Source organism: Bacillus sp. TL12 (genome assembly GCF_022625245.1).
In the GTDB taxonomy this organism is placed as follows: Bacteria; Bacillota; Bacilli; order Bacillales; family Bacillaceae_G; genus Bacillus_A.
On sequence record NZ_JAJJBY010000005.1, the window covers coordinates 1 to 20,376 of the forward strand.

At 34.7% G+C, this 20,376-nt stretch carries 20 protein-coding genes and 2 pseudogenes; 14 read left to right on the top strand and 8 right to left on the bottom strand.

The window, feature by feature from the left end:
- Positions 1-37: 37 nt before the first annotated feature.
- Entirely contained in the window at positions 38-796 is a 759-nt protein-coding gene (locus LOK41_RS06280) for an AAA family ATPase (RefSeq protein WP_241815738.1), read from the bottom strand.
- Between the two features lie 10 nt (positions 797-806).
- Positions 807-1,076 (bottom strand): annotated as a pseudogene (locus tag LOK41_RS29080) (hypothetical protein).
- Positions 1,077-1,222: 146 nt separating this feature from the next.
- On the opposite strand from LOK41_RS29080, the gene LOK41_RS29250 reads away from it, so the two are divergent.
- The 3 genes from LOK41_RS29250 (at position 1,223) to LOK41_RS06290 (ending at position 2,884) form a co-directional block, all read left to right on the top strand.
- Positions 1,223-1,684, top strand: coding sequence for a DUF4184 family protein (locus LOK41_RS29250; RefSeq protein WP_481748797.1), 462 nt, complete (start codon positions 1,223-1,225; stop codon positions 1,682-1,684).
- A gap of 26 nt (positions 1,685-1,710) precedes the next feature.
- Positions 1,711-2,463: a hypothetical protein gene (locus LOK41_RS06285; RefSeq protein WP_241815739.1), complete on the top strand. Its 753-nt coding sequence runs from the start codon at positions 1,711-1,713 to the stop codon at positions 2,461-2,463.
- Between the two features lie 235 nt (positions 2,464-2,698).
- Positions 2,699-2,884: a hypothetical protein gene (locus LOK41_RS06290; protein ID WP_174099201.1), complete on the top strand. Its 186-nt coding sequence runs from the start codon at positions 2,699-2,701 to the stop codon at positions 2,882-2,884.
- Between the two features lie 34 nt (positions 2,885-2,918).
- Here the strand turns inward: LOK41_RS06290 and LOK41_RS06295 are convergent, their stop codons facing one another.
- Positions 2,919-3,344 (bottom strand): DUF3997 domain-containing protein, encoded by a 426-nt coding sequence (locus tag LOK41_RS06295; protein ID WP_410983930.1) that lies wholly within the window; start codon positions 3,342-3,344, stop codon positions 2,919-2,921.
- Between the two features lie 158 nt (positions 3,345-3,502).
- Here LOK41_RS06295 and LOK41_RS06300 point away from each other — a divergent pair, with 158 nt between their 5' ends.
- From LOK41_RS06300 to LOK41_RS06310, 3 genes and pseudogenes are all read left to right on the top strand, one after another.
- Complete coding sequence (locus LOK41_RS06300; RefSeq protein ID WP_241815741.1) at positions 3,503-3,958, top strand: RDD family protein; 456 nt, start codon at positions 3,503-3,505, stop codon at positions 3,956-3,958.
- Positions 3,959-4,269: 311 nt separating this feature from the next.
- Positions 4,270-4,368 carry a flagellar motor protein gene (locus LOK41_RS06305; RefSeq protein WP_174099204.1) on the top strand — a complete coding sequence of 33 codons (99 nt, stop codon included), beginning with the start codon at positions 4,270-4,272 and terminating at the stop codon, positions 4,366-4,368.
- A 65-nt stretch (positions 4,369-4,433) separates the two neighbouring features.
- A pseudogene (locus LOK41_RS06310) lies at positions 4,434-4,941 on the top strand (SDR family NAD(P)-dependent oxidoreductase).
- 73 nt (positions 4,942-5,014) lie between these two features.
- Here LOK41_RS06310 and LOK41_RS06315 read toward each other — a convergent pair.
- Complete coding sequence (locus LOK41_RS06315; RefSeq protein ID WP_241815742.1) at positions 5,015-6,115, bottom strand: ABC transporter ATP-binding protein; 1,101 nt, start codon at positions 6,113-6,115, stop codon at positions 5,015-5,017.
- Between the two features lie 257 nt (positions 6,116-6,372).
- Here LOK41_RS06315 and LOK41_RS06320 point away from each other — a divergent pair, with 257 nt between their 5' ends.
- The gene (locus tag LOK41_RS06320) at positions 6,373-8,049 is read left to right on the top strand and encodes a glycoside hydrolase family 13 protein (RefSeq protein ID WP_241815743.1); all 1,677 of its coding nucleotides are present in this window, start codon (positions 6,373-6,375) and stop codon (positions 8,047-8,049) included.
- Between the two features lie 194 nt (positions 8,050-8,243).
- Here the strand turns inward: LOK41_RS06320 and LOK41_RS06325 are convergent, their stop codons facing one another.
- Complete coding sequence (locus LOK41_RS06325; RefSeq protein ID WP_241815744.1) at positions 8,244-10,004, bottom strand: alpha-glycosidase; 1,761 nt, start codon at positions 10,002-10,004, stop codon at positions 8,244-8,246.
- 316 nt (positions 10,005-10,320) lie between these two features.
- Between LOK41_RS06325 and LOK41_RS06330 the strand changes: the two genes are divergently transcribed.
- The 4 genes from LOK41_RS06330 (at position 10,321) to malR (ending at position 15,103) form a co-directional block, all read left to right on the top strand.
- A complete protein-coding gene (locus tag LOK41_RS06330; RefSeq protein ID WP_241815745.1) occupies positions 10,321-11,580 on the top strand; it encodes a sugar ABC transporter substrate-binding protein in 1,260 nt (419 codons plus the stop codon).
- A gap of 77 nt (positions 11,581-11,657) precedes the next feature.
- Positions 11,658-12,959: a sugar ABC transporter permease gene (locus LOK41_RS06335; RefSeq protein WP_241815746.1), complete on the top strand. Its 1,302-nt coding sequence runs from the start codon at positions 11,658-11,660 to the stop codon at positions 12,957-12,959.
- Positions 12,960-13,802 carry a maltosaccharide ABC transporter permease MalD gene (gene malD, locus LOK41_RS06340; RefSeq protein WP_174099211.1) on the top strand — a complete coding sequence of 281 codons (843 nt, stop codon included), beginning with the start codon at positions 12,960-12,962 and terminating at the stop codon, positions 13,800-13,802.
- Between the two features lie 278 nt (positions 13,803-14,080).
- A complete protein-coding gene (malR, locus tag LOK41_RS06345; RefSeq protein WP_174099212.1) occupies positions 14,081-15,103 on the top strand; it encodes a maltose operon transcriptional repressor MalR in 1,023 nt (340 codons plus the stop codon).
- A 13-nt stretch (positions 15,104-15,116) separates the two neighbouring features.
- On the opposite strand, the gene LOK41_RS06350 is transcribed toward malR, so the two are convergent.
- Positions 15,117-16,280: an aminotransferase A gene (locus tag LOK41_RS06350; RefSeq protein WP_241815747.1), complete on the bottom strand. Its 1,164-nt coding sequence runs from the start codon at positions 16,278-16,280 to the stop codon at positions 15,117-15,119.
- Between the two features lie 98 nt (positions 16,281-16,378).
- On the bottom strand, positions 16,379-16,579 hold the full coding sequence (locus tag LOK41_RS06355; RefSeq protein ID WP_017151082.1) for a hypothetical protein: 201 nt from the start codon (positions 16,577-16,579) through the stop codon (positions 16,379-16,381).
- Positions 16,580-16,888: 309 nt separating this feature from the next.
- On the opposite strand from LOK41_RS06355, the gene LOK41_RS06360 reads away from it, so the two are divergent.
- A complete protein-coding gene (locus tag LOK41_RS06360; RefSeq protein WP_241815748.1) occupies positions 16,889-18,163 on the top strand; it encodes a sensor histidine kinase in 1,275 nt (424 codons plus the stop codon).
- Positions 18,164-18,413: 250 nt separating this feature from the next.
- Here LOK41_RS06360 and LOK41_RS06365 read toward each other — a convergent pair whose 3' ends face one another.
- The gene (locus tag LOK41_RS06365) at positions 18,414-19,157 is read right to left on the bottom strand and encodes a DUF3967 domain-containing protein (RefSeq protein WP_174099215.1); all 744 of its coding nucleotides are present in this window, start codon (positions 19,155-19,157) and stop codon (positions 18,414-18,416) included.
- A gap of 239 nt (positions 19,158-19,396) precedes the next feature.
- Here LOK41_RS06365 and nucA point away from each other — a divergent pair, with 239 nt between their 5' ends.
- Positions 19,397-19,831 carry a DNA-entry nuclease gene (gene nucA / locus LOK41_RS06370; protein ID WP_241815749.1) on the top strand — a complete coding sequence of 145 codons (435 nt, stop codon included), beginning with the start codon at positions 19,397-19,399 and terminating at the stop codon, positions 19,829-19,831.
- A gap of 41 nt (positions 19,832-19,872) precedes the next feature.
- Positions 19,873-20,262 carry a competence protein ComJ gene (comJ, locus tag LOK41_RS06375; protein ID WP_241815750.1) on the top strand — a complete coding sequence of 130 codons (390 nt, stop codon included), beginning with the start codon at positions 19,873-19,875 and terminating at the stop codon, positions 20,260-20,262.
- Positions 20,263-20,376 lie beyond the last annotated feature (114 nt).

Genomic DNA, 20,376 nt, shown 5'->3' on the forward strand with positions numbered 1-20,376 from the left:
AATTTGCTGCTTCTTTTTTATTGATGAGAGTTCAAATTCATGATTGAAACAAATGATGGAATAACCGATCACGATTTTCAAAAAAGAGTTTTGTTGTTTGATAGTGTTCAGTTTCTTCTAAAGTCGATTCACGGATTCCTTCTTGTGTTAAAGAATAAATAGTGGACTCTGGATAAGCCATTAGAATAGGAGAATGTGTTGCAATGATGAATTGTGCCCCTTGCCCAGCTAATTCATTCATCCGAATAAGCATAGAAAGTTGCCTCATGGGGGACAAAGCGGCTTCAGGCTCGTCTAAAATATATAAACCTTGTCCTGAAAAACGATTCATAAATAAAGAAAAGAATGATTCCCCATGAGATTGATCATGTAAGGATATACCACCGTAGGAATCAATTATCTTATTGCCTAATATGGCATCCTCATTTGCATCCACCTCATCAATGTAGGAAGCAACGTTATAAAATGACTCTGCCCGCAGAAAGAATCCATCTTTGGGTGTAGCAAAGCTTTTGGTAACTCGAATATACTTGTGTAAGGAAGAGTGAGAATCGTAAGTAGTGAAACGAAAATTTTTTGTACCACCTTCTGCATTAAATCCTAAAGCGACAGCAATTGCTTCTAGTAATGTTGATTTTCCAGTTCCATTCTCTCCGATAATAAATGTTACATTAGGATGGAAAGTGAGTGATTGCAATGTTCGGATCGCAGGTAAACAATACGGGTACACGGAAAAGCTAGGAATCTGTTCTTTTTGCAAGGAGACACTTTTTAGAAAGGGCGTATGTTCATTCAATATATAAACCTCAATTCATTGATGATTTCGTTTCTAATATGGCTGCAAATACAAGGGTTAGACAGCTTGTGAATAAGATGGTAAATTGGAGAGCATCAAAACCTAAGCCTTCCCAGCCATATGTATTTCTCTTTAAGGTAAAAATCAATAATACGATAATAGGACCTGATAGTGCTGGAATATATTTTACTATTTTTAAGTGTTTTCATAGAAGAAATCCTATGTATGTGCTTATGAAAAGTACAATAAGACTAAGTAAAAAGGCGAGAACGAATGACAATTTAATCCCTACTGATCTTCTATATACTACATAAAAATTGTATCATTTAAAGTATAGATATTCCAATGTCAAAATAAGTGTTGCATAAAAAGAATTGATATCGTTATGATAGATTATGTTCTACTTACTATCGTTATGTAGCATCAATCCCATGGAAGCTTACTTCAGGGAAAGAAATTTTGGTGTTTCTCTATTCTGCAGTATTTGGTATGCTTACACATGTTGTGTGGGATACGTTTTCCCATAAGACGGGTTATTTTGTTATGAATCTACCCTTTCTGCAACAAACTATTTATTCGATATCAATATATAAATTGATGCAACATGGGAGTACATGTTTTGGCTTTATATTCATTATATTTGTTCTTTTGAAATATAGGGATTCTCCCCAAAAAATGGAGAGGGTTTCAGGGAGAGAGAAAGTAAAATACTGGGGATGGTCCATGATCACAGCGCTTGGGATATTTATTGCTCATGCATTGTTAGACCCGTATTTTCAAATTTTACAAATAGGGAGTATAATAGTATTCGGACTTACAAGTGTTTTATTTGGTATATTCATTGTTTCAGTAGTATATCAAATAAGGGGATCATTTAGTGAACTATGAATGAGAGTGTTAGGAGTAATAAGAAGATGAAGATATGGAAAAGTATTTGTATTTTATGTAGTTTTCTCATTATATTAAGTGGTTGCTTCCAAAAGGAAGAAAAAAAAGATGCTAAGAAGAAAGAGTCAATTCCAGAGACGACTGAATATGGTGGCAAGGAATTAAAGAAAGTCGGACAAGCTGTAAAAGAAAAAGGATGGGGAACGTTTAAATTAGAACAACTAAAACATGTGAATCAAACGTTTGAAGTAGCTCCGATGAAAATACATGTGCAAGATGTAAAGGTTATTGCATTATCACAAATGAGCCAAGAGGCAAAAGATACATTGAAAGTATATACAGCATTAAGTCCAGAAGAAGTGCAACGTAGACTTGGGGATAAAGTCAATCGAGAAGATGCTGAATTGTACGCTTCGTTAAGTGGAAAAGACATTAAAGATAAAGTACGTTATGTCGAAATTACATATAAAGTAGAAAATAGTGGAGATAAAGACATGCAGTTTTTCTCTCTGAATGATGTTACGATTAATGGAACACAACAATTTAATGTTCCCAAACAAAATTTCTTATATGAAGAGGATACGCTTGTAGGTACAAAAAGTGTTACAAGGGAAGAGTACAAACCAGGCGAGACCAGGGAAGGAATAGTTGGATTAATACTTGAGGATGAGAAAAAAGAGGTTACTCAAATTGCATTTACAACAGATGTCCTTGCAACAGGTGATGCACATGAAACGGTTGTAGAACCACAAACATTTAACATCTCACTTTCTAAGTGAGATGTTTTTTATATATAAATTCGAGTTATTTTAGTTAGGAGAGAGGATACAGCCTGCATAGAAGCGGTCAGATCCTGTTCCAGTCCTATCTCAAGAAGAAAATGAGTAGCAGGCTCCTTTCTTCTTCGAATGAGCGACTTATATGTTGAAAGACTAAATGGATTTACATAGAAAATGAACAGGAAATTTGTCAAATCAAAGCGAATGTATTATAAAGTGCAAAGGGGGAAGGGAAATGGAAAAAAGATGTTACGAATGTGGTAGTAAAGAGATAGAAAAAACAACGATAGCACCAAACCAAAAAAACTATCTTACTTTATTTGCACAAACAGTCGCGGAGGTAGAAATTTGTAAAAAATGCGGTACTGTTATCACAATAAAAGAGAAGCATCTAAGTTATCTAAATCAGCAGATGGACTAAAATAGTTTTTGGTTTTGAAACAAACAGCCGTTGTTTAGGTGTTTGCTGATTGTTTATTTTGCTCGTTTAAATAAACTTCTACAGTTTGTAATTGTTTAGAAATTCGAAATGCTTCCTTTTGTTCTTGAAATTGTTTTTCATTATAAGGACCAAAACGTCGATTGTTGTTCATATCAATAATCCAATAATGTTCACTCTGTTTGTTTATAATACTAGATTCCGGGTTATTGGGATCAGATTTTTCTTCAATTTGTTTTGCAATAATATATATATCGTCCCAGGCAATTTCTACAATTTTAGCTGGTACATATTGTGTAGCGTATACAGCGTCTTGTTTTGGGAAAAGTTCAAATGCATTTCCGGAAGTATTTATTAGTTCATATTCATCATTGATGGTGTAAGCTGAGTGGCTAGAGTTTGCTGCGCAACCAGTCAGCAGCATAATAGCAATTGCGGTCATCAATCGCTTCAATATGAGGCCCTCCTTATCAAATGCTTGTTTGTAAACACATTGTACAGGAAACGGAAAAGAAACGCCAATATATGAGTTATTTACAATGGTTTTTAGAAATGGTACGATGAAGCAGGTAAAGAAGGATGCAAAGGAGTCGACATAAAATGAAGTTAAAGATGCATCGTCCAGCGGTGGTAATGAATCGCATAGGTGCCTCCATTATTGATATGTTTATCATCTCGGTTATGTACGGTGCGGTTGTGGCAATTGTAACGGAAAATTATGGAGCCATTTTCAATCGTTTTAATATAAGCTTAGGTGATTACCGATATGACCTTATGCTTGTTTTTATATTAATGGCTATATATTTTATTATTGTTCCATTTATATGGAACGGCTGTACAATTGGTAAAAAAATTACACGAACAAGACTTATATCATTAACAAGTGAAAAGTTAACAATTCAAACGCTAACACTACGGTTCTTTGTATTGTTATTACCAAACATATTGCTACTAGGAATTCCATCTATTTGTAATATATATATGATGTTGTTCCGTCAAGATAATTGTGGCTTCCATGATCTAATTATGAAAACGAAAGTGATGAGTCGCGTTTAAAGAATAATAGAATAGAATGATAAAAATTTATATTTTGTAAAACCCCTTTTTGAAAGGCAATATGCTATTCAAAAAGGGGTTTTATTTAGGTTTATTAAAAAATATGTGTAGCCTCAAAGTTTTATAAAACTTGATAAATTCAATTGGTATAATGAAGTTCATATAAGGCGGACATTTCTTATAGAGTACCTCCATATTGATGTAGGATGTGTTAGAAAGTCAGTTTTTAACACATCCTATTTTTATTAGATTGAAAATTAAGAAAATGATATAATGAAGAAAACGTGTTATACAACAAGGGGGAGATCGAAATGACAGAAAGCAGCTTAATTTTTTGGGGGATACTTATTTTTATCGGTCTAGCTTTTGATCAATATAATAGTAAGAAAAAAGAGAAAACCAACAAGTAAATGGTTACAAATAATGATATTGACTTTTCCTGCTTGCAGAGCTACAGGCGAAAGGAGTATACTGAATGACGGTAAGACTTACAAAAGGGGTAATGACGATGAAGCTTGCAGGAAAAGTTGCCGTTGTAACTGGCGGTGGCATCGGTATTGGACGTAGTACAGCTCTTTTGTTGGCAAAACAAGGTGCAAAAGTAATTGTGACGGATATTGATAAGGAAAATGGACAAGCAACAGCAGAGGAAATTGTAGATTTAGGTGGAGATGCACTTTTTGTTACTCATGATATGGCGAAACAAGGAGATTGGCAACATGTCATTGAAGTAGCGATTGACGCTTATAATCGTATTGATGTGCTATTTAATAATGCTCTTATAGAAAATAGATTCTATTTTCTCGCGGCAACAAGAGAACGATTCCAATGTGCTTTGTATTAATGATGTTTGGATAGAAATAAAACAATTGACATCATCGTTTATGAAACACCAAGAAGAAATAATGTTAACTGATTTACCTATTTTCGGTATTATTAGTACAAAAGAACAGTCACTTCATACAGTAGGAACCCTAGCATAATAATAGAAAACCGCCCAAAATACATATGTGGACGGTTTTTTTGTATTTGTATGATGTAAAGAAAAGTGCTATTTTAGCGAATGCGTTTTTCAGTTTTACTATCAAAGAAATGTGCTTTATTCATATCAAATGCAAGTTTTATTTGATCACCGTGTGCAAAAATATGTCTTGCATCAACGCGTGCTGCAAAATCTTGATTTCCAAGTTTCATATATAAAATAGATTCTGCACCTAATAATTCTGCAACTTCAATTTGAGTTGTAAATGTTGTTCCTTGTGAAGCTTCTAAAAATAGAAGTTCATCATGAATATCTTCTGGACGAATCCCTAGTACAACTTCTTGATTCACATAACCTTGTTCGCGCAATAATTTCATTTTGCCTTCAGATACTTTAATTTTTACCTTAGCATCTATAACAAAGTCTTGTTCTGTTAATTTACCACGGAAGAAATTCATTGCAGGAGAGCCGATAAATCCACCAACGAAAATATTTTCTGGCGTTTCATATACTTCTTTCGGAGAGCCGATTTGTTGAATCTTTCCATCTTTCATAACGACAAGGCGTGAAGCCATTGTCATCGCTTCGGTTTGGTCATGTGTTACATAAATTGTTGTTGTTCCAAGTCTTTGATGCAGTTTAGAAATTTCTGAGCGCATCGCTACACGTAATTTTGCATCTAGATTTGATAACGGCTCGTCCATTAAGAAAACTTTTGCGTCACGGACGATCGCACGACCTAGCGCAACACGTTGGCGTTGTCCACCAGATAATGCTTTTGGTTTTCGATTTAAATATTCCGAGAGTCCTAAAATTTGAGCTGCGTCTTTTACACGGCGATCAATTTCGTCTTTTGGGATTTTACGAAGCTTTAATCCAAATGCCATGTTATCGTAAACGCTCATATGTGGATAGAGTGCATAGTTTTGAAAAACCATTGCAATATCGCGATCTTTTGGAGGAATATCATTCATTAACTTACCATCAATAGAAAATTCCCCTTTTGAAATGTCTTCAAGTCCAGCTACCATTCGTAATGTTGTGGATTTTCCACATCCAGATGGACCGACGAAAACGATAAACTCTTTATCTTGAATGTGTAAATTGAAGTCTGTTACTGCTGTGACGTTATTATCATAAATTTTATAAATGTTTTCTAACTTTAGTTCTGCCATGACTTTTCCCCCTAGAAAAAATTATGCAAACGTTTTCTTTGAGTTCATTATATACGAATGAACTCAAAAAATAAATAAAAAGGGATAAAAAAATAAAACGTTTTCATAATTTGTGTGGAATGAACAGTGAAATCACTTAAATAGATTATAAAAATTGTAAGCGCTGTTTTCATTTCTTTTAAAATCTGTTATCATTCATTAATGAAAACGTTTGCACCTGGAATTTTTTGATTTAAAAAATGAAATGGGGTAGCATGATGAAAAAAAAATGGTGGAAAGAAAGTGTTGTATATCAAATTTATCCACGTAGCTTTATGGATAGTAATGGTGATGGGATTGGTGATCTTCGCGGAATTATTGCAAAGCTTGATTATTTACAAAACTTAGGTATAGATGTTATTTGGTTATCACCAGTCTATGAATCTCCAAATGATGATAATGGCTATGATATCAGTGATTATCGAAAGATTATGGATGATTTTGGGACAATGGAAGATTGGGACGAATTATTAAGCGAAATGCATAAACGTAATATGAAATTAATGATGGATTTAGTTGTTAACCATACGTCCGACGAGCATAATTGGTTTATCGAATCTCGTAAGTCAAAAGATAATCCATATCGAGATTACTATATTTGGCGTCCTGGGAAAGATGGAAAAGAGCCAAATAACTGGGGGGCAGCTTTTAGTGGCTCCGCTTGGCAGTATGATGAAATGACAGGTGAATATTATTTACACTTATTCTCTAAAAAGCAACCAGATTTAAATTGGGATAATGAACGGGTGCGTAAAGAGGTTTATGAGATGATGGAGTTTTGGCTTGAAAAAGGGATTGATGGTTTCCGTATGGATGTAATTAATTTTATTTCCAAAGAAGAAGGATTGCCAACTGTGAAGACAGAGGAAGACGGTTATGTATCTGGGCATCAACACTTTATGAATGGGCCGAATGTCCATACATATTTGCATGAAATGAATCAAGAGGTATTGTCCAAATACGATATTATGACAGTTGGTGAAATGCCTGGTGTAACAACAGAGGAAGCTAAACTTTATACAGCTGAAGAACGTCACGAACTACAGATGGTATTTCAGTTCGAACATATGGATTTAGATTCTGGAAAGGGAGGAAAGTGGGATGTAAAGCCATGTTCACTCCTTACATTAAAACAGAATTTAACAAAATGGCAGAAAGCGTTAGAACAAACAGGTTGGAATAGTTTATATTGGAATAATCATGATCAGCCTCGTGTTGTCTCTCGCTTTGGTAACGATAAAGCCTATCGTACAGAATCAGCGAAAATGTTAGCGACGGTACTTCATATGATGAAAGGGACTCCTTATATTTATCAAGGAGAAGAAATTGGAATGACAAATGTTCACTTTGATTCGATTGATGACTACCGAGATATTGAAACGCTGAATATGTACCGTGAAAAAGTAATAGAACGCGGTGAAGATGAAGAAACAGTAATGCAATCGATTTATATAAAAGGGCGAGACAATGCTAGAACACCAATGCAATGGGATGCCACTGTGCATGGTGGGTTTACAGCGGGGAAACCATGGATTGGATTAAATCCTAATTACAAAGAAATCAATGTAGAGCAAGCGTTACAAGATTCGAACTCTATTTTTTATTACTATAAAGAATTAATTGAACTTCGTAAAAAACATGAAATGATTGTGTATGGAACGTATGATTTAATTTTAGAAGAACATCCTTCAATTTTTGCTTATGTGAGAACATGGAATGATGAAAAATTACTTGTTATTGCGAACTTTACTGAGGATAACTGTATATTTGAAATGCCAGAAGGACTACATTATAATAGTTCAGAATTATTGATACACAATTATGATGTACGAGATGAAGGGGTTAAGAGTATCGATTTACAGCCATATGAAGCGAGAGCATACAAATTAAAATAATAAAAAGCCTTGTGTAATTTCTGACACAAGGCTTTTATATTTTACTTCGCTATTCGCGGACAGTAATACTCTCACCTCAAAATTTAGTGGAAGTGAAGAAGTTAGGTAGGAGATAAACTGCCCGAAAAATCCTGATTGGTGAAGGCTAATAATCAGTGGCGGATGAAGAAAACCCCACTGATTAAAGTTTCACTTTACCATTTCAAAATTGAGAAACCATATGGCGGAAGTGTAACTTGTAATGAGTTTGTTTCCGCTGAAAATTCTTCTTTTGTATATAGGTTGATGATTTTTTTACTAGAGATATCAAAAGGTATAGGAGCTGAGACTTCATTATTTGTTGAATTTAAAACAAAGAAAATTGTTTCTTCTCTAAATGTTTTCGTATAAGAAATGTAGCCCTGTTCATCATTTGCTTCAATACATTGAAATGTTCCGTGGCCACCAAATGCTTTATATTGTTTTCGCAATGAAATTAATGTTTGTATATGTTTAAATAATGCTTTATCTTGCTTATCTTCATCCCAAATCATACATTTTCGGCACTCAGGGTCCATTCCGCCATCCATCCCAATTTCATCACCATAATAAATGCATGGTGAACCGATGAAAGAAAGATGAAATACATAGAGTAAGTGCACTTTATCTTTATTTCCGTTACAAGTTGTTAAAATTCTCGGCGTATCATGACTGTCTAATAGATGAAAAGCCGCTTCGTTTACGTTCATGGAATACGAGTGAAGAGATGCTGCGATTTGTTCCATAAATTCACTCGCACCGATTGTTTCGTTTGCAAAGTAAGAAAGGAGGGCATTTGTAACAGGATAGCTCATAACCGCATCGAATTGATCGCCTTGTAACCATGGTAGAGCATCATGCCAAATTTCTCCTAGAATAAAGACTTTAGGGTTAAGGGCCTTTATTTCATTACGGAACTCTTTCCAAAAGCTATGGTCGACTTCATTTGCTACATCGAGTCGCCAGCCATCAATGTGAAACTCTCGCACCCAGTAACGTCCTACTTCAAGTAAATATTCCTTTACATCTGGGTGTGCTGTATTTAACTTTGGCATATATGGTGTAAAGGCAAAAGTATCATAATTTGGGAGTGGTTCTGTTATGATCGGAAAGCTATGAATATGAAACCAATCTTTATATAATGACTGATCGCCTTTTTCGAGCACATCTTGAAATTTCTCAAAAAAGTATCCACTATGATTAAACACAGCATCCAACATTACTTTTATACCGCGTTCGTGGCACATATTAACAAGCTTTCGAAACGTTTCCTTTGTCCCGAACTGTGGATCAATTTCCATATAGTCAATCGTGTCGTATTTATGATTAGAGTGTGCCTTAAAGATAGGTGTAAAGTAAATGCCAGTAATACCGAGTTCTACAAGGTAATCGAGGTGTTCGATAACTCCTGCAAAATCTCCACCGAAAAAATTAGTAGCTGTAGGATCAGTACTTTCCCACGGAAGTGTATGTACTGGATTGCATGCTGGGTCTCCATTCGCAAATCGTTCTGGGAAAATTTGATACCAGACTGTATCTTTTATCCATGAAGGTGCTTTAAAAACATCCTGTTCATGAATAAATGGAAAGCAAAAAAAGTTGCCTACATCATCATGAGGTGTTTCGCAGAAAAAGCCGCGTGCCGTATAAATAGTCGTTTCTGTATTACTTTTTAATTCAAACCCATATCGTAAGCGTTTGAATTTCGGTTCAATTGCAACAAACCAATAATCAAATAAATCTGTTGATCCGCTTTTTTTCATCGGTATGTTTGATGTGATCCATTTCCCATCTTGCCATTCATAAGGATCACCATGAATGAGTGAGACGATATCCACATCATTTTTTTTGGTACGCAATCGAATATGAAGTGTTTTTTCATCGTAAGCGTATGCATAATTATCTTTTGGTCTATGATATATAGCTTCTTTAAACATATAGAAAACCCCCCTTTGATATTTCTATAAATAATAATATATTGCAAACGATTGCTTTTGATATGACTTTAATATTGCTTATAAGAGTAGTATTAAAGTCATATAAAGTCAATGGATAGAAAGAATAATGTCATAATTTTTTTAAAAAATATAGAAAGAAAATATTTGCAAAAAATATAAAAGAATGTATAATGATAGAAAAATAGCGCAAACGTTTTCATAGGTTGGAAGATTGTTTGCGCTTCTATTAAACAAGTAAGTGCAAACGTTTTCATTTGTTAAACCAGTACATATATAATTTGGGGAGGTTTTGAGGGTGAAGAAAGCATTATCATTATTAACAGTTTCAGCTTTGACAATTGGTATGTTATCGGCGTGTGGTCCGAAAGATTCAGGGAAAAAGGAAGCAAGTAAAGAAAAGAGAGATTATGATCTTCTTGTTTGGGAAGATCTTAAAAAGGGTCCTGCATTAGAACCAGCGGTAAAGAGCTTTGAAAAGAAATATAACGTGAAAGTAAAAGTGGCTGAAATTCAAATGACGGATCAAACAAAAAAACTACGTCTTGATGGTCCAGCAGGTACAGGTCCTGACGTTGTAACATTACCGCATGATCATATTGGAAATGTGGTTACGGAAGGTTTAATTGATGAAGTAAAAGTTGATGATGCTGTGAAGAACAAATTTACGGACTTATCTATAGAAGCTCAAACATATAAAGGGAAATTATATGGTTTACCAAAAGCAATTGAGACACCTGTTTTTATCTATAATAAAAAGCTTATGCCAAAGGCACCAGAAACAATGGATGAATTATACAACTTCTCGAAAGATTTCACGAAAGATGGGAAATATGGCTTTTTAGCATTAGGAGATAATTTGTATTTTGCGAATGCATTTATGGCTGGTATGGGAGGATATGTATTTGGTGAGAAAGATGGTAAACCAAATACAGCGGATATCGGGTTAAATAATGATGGAGCCGTACAAGGTATGGAATATATTCAAAAATGGTATAAGGAGGATTTATTCCCAAAAGGTATTATTGGTGAATCTGGTGGGGCAGCTGCAGATGGATTGTTTAATGAAGGAAAAGCTGCATCCATTATGAACGGTCCATGGGCATTTCAGGATATGGAAAAGAATGGAATTGATTATGGTGTAGCACCGATGCCTAAATTATCAAATGGTCAACCAATGAAAACTTTTGTTGGTGTAAAAGGATGGCATGTAACGAGTTTCTCAAAAAATAAAGATTTAGCAACGAAATTTGTTGATTGGGTAACGAATGAAGAAAATGCAAAAATTCGCTATGAAAAATCAAAAGAAATTCCTCCTGTAAAATCAGTAATGGACGATCCAATGATTAAAGACAGTGAAGCTGCAAAAGCGATAACTACACAGGCTGAGACAGGTATTCCAATGCCGAACATTCCAGAAATGCAAGAAGTATGGGAGCCAGCAAGATTTGCATTAGAGTTACTTGCGGCTGGAAAACAAGAACCAAAACCAGCACTTGATGAAGCTGTGAAACAAATTAAAGGCAACATTGAAGCAAACCATAGTAAGCAAAAATAAGACGGAATTCGTATCTCTTGTAAGGAAGAGGTACGAATTCTCCTCCTTCCAAGGGGAAGAAAAAAGGGGGAAGAAATATGCACACATCCATTGAACCAGTGAAAGAAGCGAACGGTTCAAAACACCGTAAAACAGCTGTGATGTTGTCAATCATTCCAGGTATTGGTCAAATATATAATAAACAATATGTAAAAGCACTAATCTTTCTTGTATTAACAGGTTCATTTATTGTAGCATTTGCTGATTTGTTAAATATGGGATTGTGGGGAATTGTCACGCTCGGAACAGAAGTTCCTCGAGATCACTCTATCTTTCTATTGGTAGAAGGAATTTTAGCACTAATCGTTATTGCATTTGGATTAGGCATATATGCTTTAAATTTATATGATGCCTATCAAAACGGGAAAAAGCGTGATGTAGGAATACCATTAAATTCTGTGAAAGAACAATACCGTAATTTATTAGATCAAGGCTTTCCATATTTGATGGTTTCTCCAGGATTTTTGCTATTGATTTTTGTAGTTGTGTTTCCGATTATTTTCGTATTCTTAATTGGATTTACAAACTATGATTTGTATCATTCTCCACCAGCGAAATTAGTAGAGTGGGTTAGTTTCAAAAACTTTATTGATATTTTCACTTTACCAATGTGGAGAGATACATTTTTAAGCGTATTCTCTTGGACCGTAATTTGGACTTTTGTGGCAACGACATTGCAAGTAGCTCTTGGTATTTTCTTAGCAATATTAGTGAATCAACCTGGTATTAAAGGGAAAGCAGTGATTCGTACAATCTTTATTTTACCGTGGGCAGTTCCAGCATTCGTATCTATTCTTGTCTTTGCTGGTATGTTCAATGAATCATTTGGAGCGATTAACAATCAAGTATTAGCGCTATTTGGAATTGAAAAAATTGCGTGGATGACAGATCCGTTTTGGGCAAAAATTGCTTTAATATTCATTCAAACATGGCTTGGTTTCCCGTTTATCTTTGCAATGACAACAGGAATATTGCAATCGATTCCAGGGGAATTGTATGAAGCTGCTACAGTAGATGGAGCGACGGCATGGCAACAATTTCGTAAAATTACATTACCGCTCGTTCTATATGCAACAGCACCAATTTTAATTACGCAATATACGTTTAACTTTAATAATTTCAGTATTATTTATCTGTTTAATAGCGGGGGACCTGCTGTGTCAGGACAAAATGCAGGTGGAACGGATATTTTAATTTCCTGGATTTATAAATTAACGATGACATCAGCACAATACGGAAAAGCGGCAGCACTTACGATGATTTTATCGTTGATTGTTATTTCAGTGGCGTTATGGCAATTTAAAAGAACAAAATCATTCCAAGAAGAGGATATGATGTAAATGAATATAAAACGACAGAAGATGTTACGTCTTTCATTAAGTTATTTTGTAATTTTCATAATGTGTATCATTATTTTCTATCCATTATTATGGATTGTTGGCTCATCGTTTAATCCAGGAGATAGTTTATCAGGATCAAGTATCATTCCGAAAAATGCAACGTTAGATCATTATCGAGAATTATTAGATCTTGAAAAAAGTAATTATTTACTTTGGTACAAAAATACACTGAAAGTTAGTGTATTGACGATGATTTTCTCGGTACTATCCATTAGTTTCACTGCATACGCTTTTTCAAGATATCGTTTTGTTGGAAGAAAAAATGGATTATTAACGTTTTTAATTCTACAAATGATACCGAACTTTTCAGCGTTAATCGCACTCTATGTATTAGCTCAATTGACAGGTTTAATTGATACACATCTAGCATTAATATTAATTTATGTCGGCGGAGCGATTCCGATGAATACGTGGCTTATGAAGGGTTACTTTGATACGATTCCAAAAGAGCTAGATGAGTCAGCTCGTATGGATGGGGCAGGACACTTCCGGATTTTTTGGCAAATCATTATGCCACTTGCAAAACCGATTGTGGCAGTTGTAGCGCTGTTTACCTTCATCGGTCCGTTTACAGATTTTATTTTAGCGAGTATCATTTTACGCACGCCAGAAAACTATACATTAGCTGTTGGATTATATGAGATGGTAGCAAAGAAATTTGGTAATGAATTTACAACATTTGCAGCTGGTTCGGTATTAATTGCCATACCAATTTCAATTTTGTTCTTATCATTGCAAAAATACTTTATTTCTGGTTTAACAGCTGGAGGTACGAAAGGGTGAAAATGGGACATTATGTCCCATTTCTCTTTTTTAGGGAGAATTTCGATTCATATGACATTGTAAGGGGAAAGATGTGAAAAAAATAGTATATTATAGTATAGGAAAATAAGCTTGTATCCCTTACAATACATGAAGAGGGAGAATAATTAGTTTACATTAATATAATTTTTTTGAGGAATGAAATAAAGTAATGGCGGCTTTCGTTTTCTCCTACTACCTGTAGAACTGCGGGATAAAAATAGATATGAATGAAGAATGAGAAGAGAGGAGGAGATTTTATGACAGTTACCATTAAAGATGTAGCGAAAAAGGCAAATGTTGCACCATCTACTGTGTCTCGTGTAATTGCTGATAACCCAAGCATAAGTGAAAAAACAAAGCGCCGTGTTCGTAAAGTAATGAGTGAGTTAGGATATCATCCGAATCTAAATGCAAGAAATCTTGCGAATCAAACGACAAAAACACTTGGCCTGGTAATGCCAAGTTCTGCAAGTAAAGCATTTCAAAACCCATTTTTTCCAGAAGTAATTCGAGGGATTAGCTCGTTTGCACATGTCGAAGGTTATGCGCTATATATGTCAACTGGTGAAACAGAAGAGGAGATTTTTAATGGCGTTGTGAAGATGGTACAGGGGCGTCAAATTGGCGGAATTATCCTGCTTTATTCACGGGAGAACGATCGTATTATTCAATATTTACATGAGCAAAATTTTCCATTTGTTTTAATTGGAAAACCATATGAAAGAAAAGATGAAATTACATATGTAGATAATGATAACTATACAGCTGCAAGAGAAGTAGCAGAATACTTAATTTCACTCGGACATAAACAGATAGCTTTTATTGGCGGTGGTTCTGATTTACTTGTTACAAAAGATCGTTTAGCTGGAATGAGCGATGCTTTAAAGCTAGCTGACATTATGTTGCCAGATGAATATATTTTACATTTTGATTTCTCAAGAGAGAGTGGTCAGCAGGCTGTAGAAGAGTTAATGGGACTTGAAAAACCACCAACAGCAATTATGGCAACAGATGATTTAATAGGTCTTGGGGTGTTAAGTGCGCTTGCAAAAAAAGGAGTGGCTGTACCGAAAGATGTTTCAATCGTCAGCTTTAATAATGCTTTATTATCTGAAATTGCGAGCCCACCGCTTACTACGGTCGATGTGAATATTTATCAATTAGGGTATGAAGCTGCAAAAGCGTTAGTTGATAAGGTGGAGCATTCCGAGTCCACTTCAAAATGCATTATTATTCCGCATAAATTATTGAAGCGTCAAACTTGTGATCATTATGCGTAAAAAGCTAAGAGGGTTACCTCTTAGCTTTTTGTTTTAAAAATTCTTCTAAACGATCGCAGCCTTCTTTTAGCGTTTCCATACTATAAGCGTATGAAAGACGGATATACCCTTCACCATACTCTGAAAATGCTGTTCCTGGAACAACAGCGAGCCTAGCTTCTTTGACAAGCTCAATGGCAAAATCAAATGATGAAGAGGTAAGATTCCCAATGTATGGGAATAAGTAAAAGGCACCAGTTGGTTTCTCAACAGTTAAGCCCATTTGAATGAGTCTGTTATATACGTAATCGCGGCGCTTTTTATATTGAACACGCATCATTCGCGGTGCATCTTTTGCTGCTGTTAACGCTTCGATTGCAGCGTATTGGGCGATTGAAGTTGCGCATGTAACGTTATATTGATGCACTTTTAAAATATGCTGTGCTAAATAGCTTGGAGTAAATAAAAAGCCAATGCGCCATCCTGTCATTGAATGTGATTTTGATAGACCATTAATAACAATTGTTTTATCTCGCATTTCTGGAAAATGTGCAATAGATGTGTGGCTTTCTTCATATACAAGTTCGCTATAAATTTCATCGGAAAGAATGAAAATATTTTTATCTTTTAAAACAGATACAATATCTTGCAGCTCTTCTTTTGATAGTGTAACACCAGTCGGATTAGAAGGATAAGGTAAGACAATGCACCTTGTTTGATCTGTAATTGCATTTTGAATCGCATCCGCTGTTAAGCGAAATCCTGTTTCCCGAACATCTACAAACACAGGTGTTGCACCACATAGTCTAATAATAGGTTCATAGCCTGGGTAAATAGGAGCTGGTAAAATAACCTCTGTTCCAGGTTCTAAAATGGTACGAAATGTAACATCGATTGCCTCGCTAGCACCGATCGTAACAATGGTTTCGTTTTCAGGTGAATAGTGTAAATCGTAATTTTCCTTTAGAAAATGACAAGCTGCTTTGCGTAACTCTAATAGACCAGCATTATGTGTATAGCTTGTATAGTTTTCTGTAATTGCTTGTTTTGCAGCTTCTTTTACTAAAGAAGGTGTTGGAAAATCTGGTTGTCCAATTGTTAACGAAATAAGATTATCGTAGTTTTGAATCATATTTGAGAACTGGCGTATACCAGAAATTTGAATATCTTTTACTTTAGGATTAATGAATTGTTCCATCTTGTCTCCCTTTCTTCCGTTTGAAAATTAATTTTATTTTACCATATTTGCAATACTTTCGCTTTATGGCGAAAAAAAAAGCCGCGTAAAGCGACTTTTTAATAACCGTATTCCCAATCTATTTCATCTTCATTCCAAAGAACCGAAGATACTTTTCCGAGATACATAACAGATTCATTCACAGCGCATGTGCAATGTTCTTCACCAGTTTTGTCTTGTAATTCTTCGTATACTGATTTATCCACATTTTCGAGAACAACCAAATTTTCCTCTTTTAAAACAAGCGTAGTTCCTGCCATATTTATCTTCCTCCTACTAAAATAATGGTCACTTATTTGTAAACATAGATAGTATGGATTATATGCTGTATGTTGTTATAGTTGTCCGTTTACTGGACCGTTTTATATTATATTTTTAATCCGTATTCATTGTATCGTGCATTGTGATAATTTGGTACAGGGTTTACAATCATTTCGGAAAGTTGTAACATTTCTAAACGTTTATTCACAAATGATTTACAAATATGTTAAGAAAAATCTAAATTTTAAAACAAAAGTGACTATAAAATGATATAATCATATCAAAATACATGTAGAGGATGAAAGGGTATGGAGCTAATCCGTGACTTAATGATCCAAGTTGCTATCATTATTTTGCCACTGTTTTTATATGAAGCGATTCGTCTAAATCGCTATCAAGATATGCTTCCAAAGCCCAATCGCTATTTTATTATGTTTTTATCTAGTATTACGCTTGTTCTTTCTATGACGTATTCTATTTGTTTTGGTGATGTTTGTGGTTATAATTTCCATCCGATTCCAATTATTAGTGCTTTTTTGTATGGTGGGATTGCAGGGGTTATCCCGGCTTTTATCTTTGTTATATACGAATGGTTTTTGAATGGTTTACAGTGGTTTCGGATCGTAGAAGTTTTATGTCTTGCAATTATTCCTTTATTGTTATCAAAAAAGTGGTTTGTATTTCCAAGAGAAAAAAAACTTATTTTAGCTTTTATTATTTCATCTTTGTATGTTCTTGTCGGTTTAGTGTGTAGTATGTTTGGAATTTTATTGAGAGTAGGCTTTACGCCACCTATGTCGCATGTATATAGTGGATACATATTCGCTTCTCTTATTATGGTTATGACGATGGTATTTCAAGTGTATTTAACAGAATATTTAAATGAAAATGCATTGTTACGTACGGAAATGCAAAAATCTGAAAAGCTGAACATTGTAAGCGAGCTAGCGGCGAGTGTAGCACATGAAGTTCGAAACCCCCTTACAGTTGTTCGTGGTTTTATTCAGCTATTAGAAAGTACAGAAGATATGAAGAATAAAGATTATATGCGTCTTGTACTAGCTGAGCTTGATCGAGCTGAACAAATTATTTCAGATTACTTAAATTTAGCTAGACCACAAATTGAAAAAAAGGAACATATATGTTTATCTGCACAGCTCATAGAAATGACTACTTTAATGTCTTCGTTTGCAGCTATGCAAGGCGTTTATTTACAAGTTGAAATTTCTGAGAATCTTTATACAATCGGTGATAAGACAAAGTTAAAACAAGCAATTATGAATATCGTTAAAAATGGAATTGAAGCGATTCAAGAAAACAAAGGGTATTTAAAAGTAACCGCTGTTCAAAATGATGATTTTATTATAGTGCGAGTAAAAGATAGTGGTGTTGGAATGACGAAAGAACAGTTAGCTAGGCTTGGACAACCGTATTATTCATTAAAAGAAAAAGGAACAGGTTTAGGGCTTATGGTTACCTTTAGCATTTTACAAGCACATAATGGTACGCTGGAATATAAAAGTGAGAGTGGGAAGGGAACAGAAGCAATTATTACATTACCAGCAGTTAGAAATAAGGAATAAAAGTTAAAAAAACGACATAACCCCTTTCTTTTTAGTTGAGAGAGAGGATCCAGCCATGCATAGAAGCGGTCAGATCCTTTTCCTGCCCCATGCCAAGTAAAACAGAAAGAGACAACAAGTAGCAATCACTGTTTCTTCTTCAGGTGAGCGGCTTATATGTTAAAAGTTAAATTGGATTTATATACGTGAAAATGAAAGACCTGTAAAACTACTACCTTGAGTGATGGAAGCTAGCGATGAAGATTTTACTTTATTCATTTGTTTTTTCTGGTTTGACTCGAACAAATAAATTTTTAAATGATTGAAATAAACTTTGCTCTTTTGAGGCGGCAACTAGTCGTTTTGTCTCTTGAATTTCACGAATGACTTGCATAAGTTGTGCATCTCGATTGCTATCTTTCGTATAAACTTGATTGACAAGTTTATTCATTTTTTCTTCTTGCTTGGATTCACGCTTATACATATGATTCATTAATAAGTCCATTTTTTCTTTTTGCAGGGCATCTGTTTGAGCGGCATGATCAATAAGTTTTTGTAGCATTTCTTCTTGTGTTCCTTCTTTTACATAGACTTGTTGCATTAATTCATCTAGTTTTTCATCTTTTAAGCGATTTTGTGTAATTAAGGTTGAGTTTTGATGAATAATCGCTTCGTTTAATTGTGCGAGCATCTCAAGTTTTAACATAAATTCTTCAAAATTTCGACCTTCTTCTTTTGATTGAACTTCTTGATTTTTCTTTATCATCGGCACAGGTGGATTCTCTTTTTCTTTTAAAATAATAGAGATTGTTTCTGTAATATCTTCTTGTAGTGTGGCTGCTCGTTCGTGAATTGATTTTAAAAGCTTCATATCATCCATTTTATATATACGAGCATCAGCGGTTTTTGCGATTATATAACCATTTTCTTCTAAAATTTGACTATATTTTCGAACTATATGTTTCGGGATTCCTGTTTTATTTGTAACATCCTTCGTTTTATATGTCGCCTCCATAACATTTCCTCCCCAAAAAGTATCGTATATACAAATTCCATTTTTTTATTTGGACTTCCTTTGAAAAAGAATGTCGGAAGTCCAGAAGTTTTCTACATGATTAGCGAAAAGTTGCATAAAAATGAATGTTTTTGGCGTAAGGAAGAGGAAGGGATAAAATAATGTCTGAAAACATGTATCGAGAAAGTTTGTTATAATAGCCTGGGAAAAGAAATTGGGTTAAAAACGGAGGTACATATATGAAACAATTAAAAGGCATTATCATTTCGATTATTGCGATTCTTTCTATTTTGGTTGCTGTTTATGAAGCGTTTATATCAGAGGAACCAAAGAACCAGAAAGAAGTTACATATGATCAAGTTCTAGAATTTCCAAAAGAACGCTATCCTGAAACAGGAAAACATATTGCAGATGCGATGAAAGAAGGACATTCTAAAGTGTGTACGATTGACCGAAGTGGTGCAGCTGATAGAAGAAAGTTGTCTCTAGCTCCATATCCAGCAAAAAAAGGATATGATCGTGATGAATGGCCAATGGCGATGTGTAAAGAAGGTGGAAAAGGTGCACATATTGAATATATTAGTCCAGCCGATAATAGAGGTGCAGGTTCGTGGGTTGGGAATAAACTAGATAAGTACCCGGACGGTACGCGCGTGAAGTTTATAGTGAAGTAGTAGAAAGCTATTCTAATCAGTGATTGAAGGGAATGATATATATGGAGTTAACAATTTCCTATTCGCAATTGATTGTGATGAATTATGATGGAGAACAGCCTTATGTAGACTGGACGAATGAAGATTTTGAGAGAGGTTATGCTGAAGCAGAAGGTGTAATTATTTTTGAGGCAATTGCTGATTATACGTGTGAAATCGAAGTATCTGCAGGAAAACACGTTGAGAAAGAAGAGGTAATGAGAACGATATCAGCACCATTTACTGTAGGTAATGAGGGTGTTTTTATAAGTAGCATTCTTTCAAGTAAATTACATATTTCTATTCCGCAAGGTGAATATATGTTAGTGATGCAAGCAATTCCGCTTGAAGAACCGACAGATGATGAGCTGTACAGAGTCCGGTATGAACTGTTTTTTGAAGAGAAAGAATGAAAAAGCCACTGCAATGTGGTTTTTTATTTTGGCTTTCATTTTATTTGTACCGGTGTATTATGAGCAGTAAGTGTCGATTGAGTCTTTTATCATTTCTATATGGCATCACCTGTT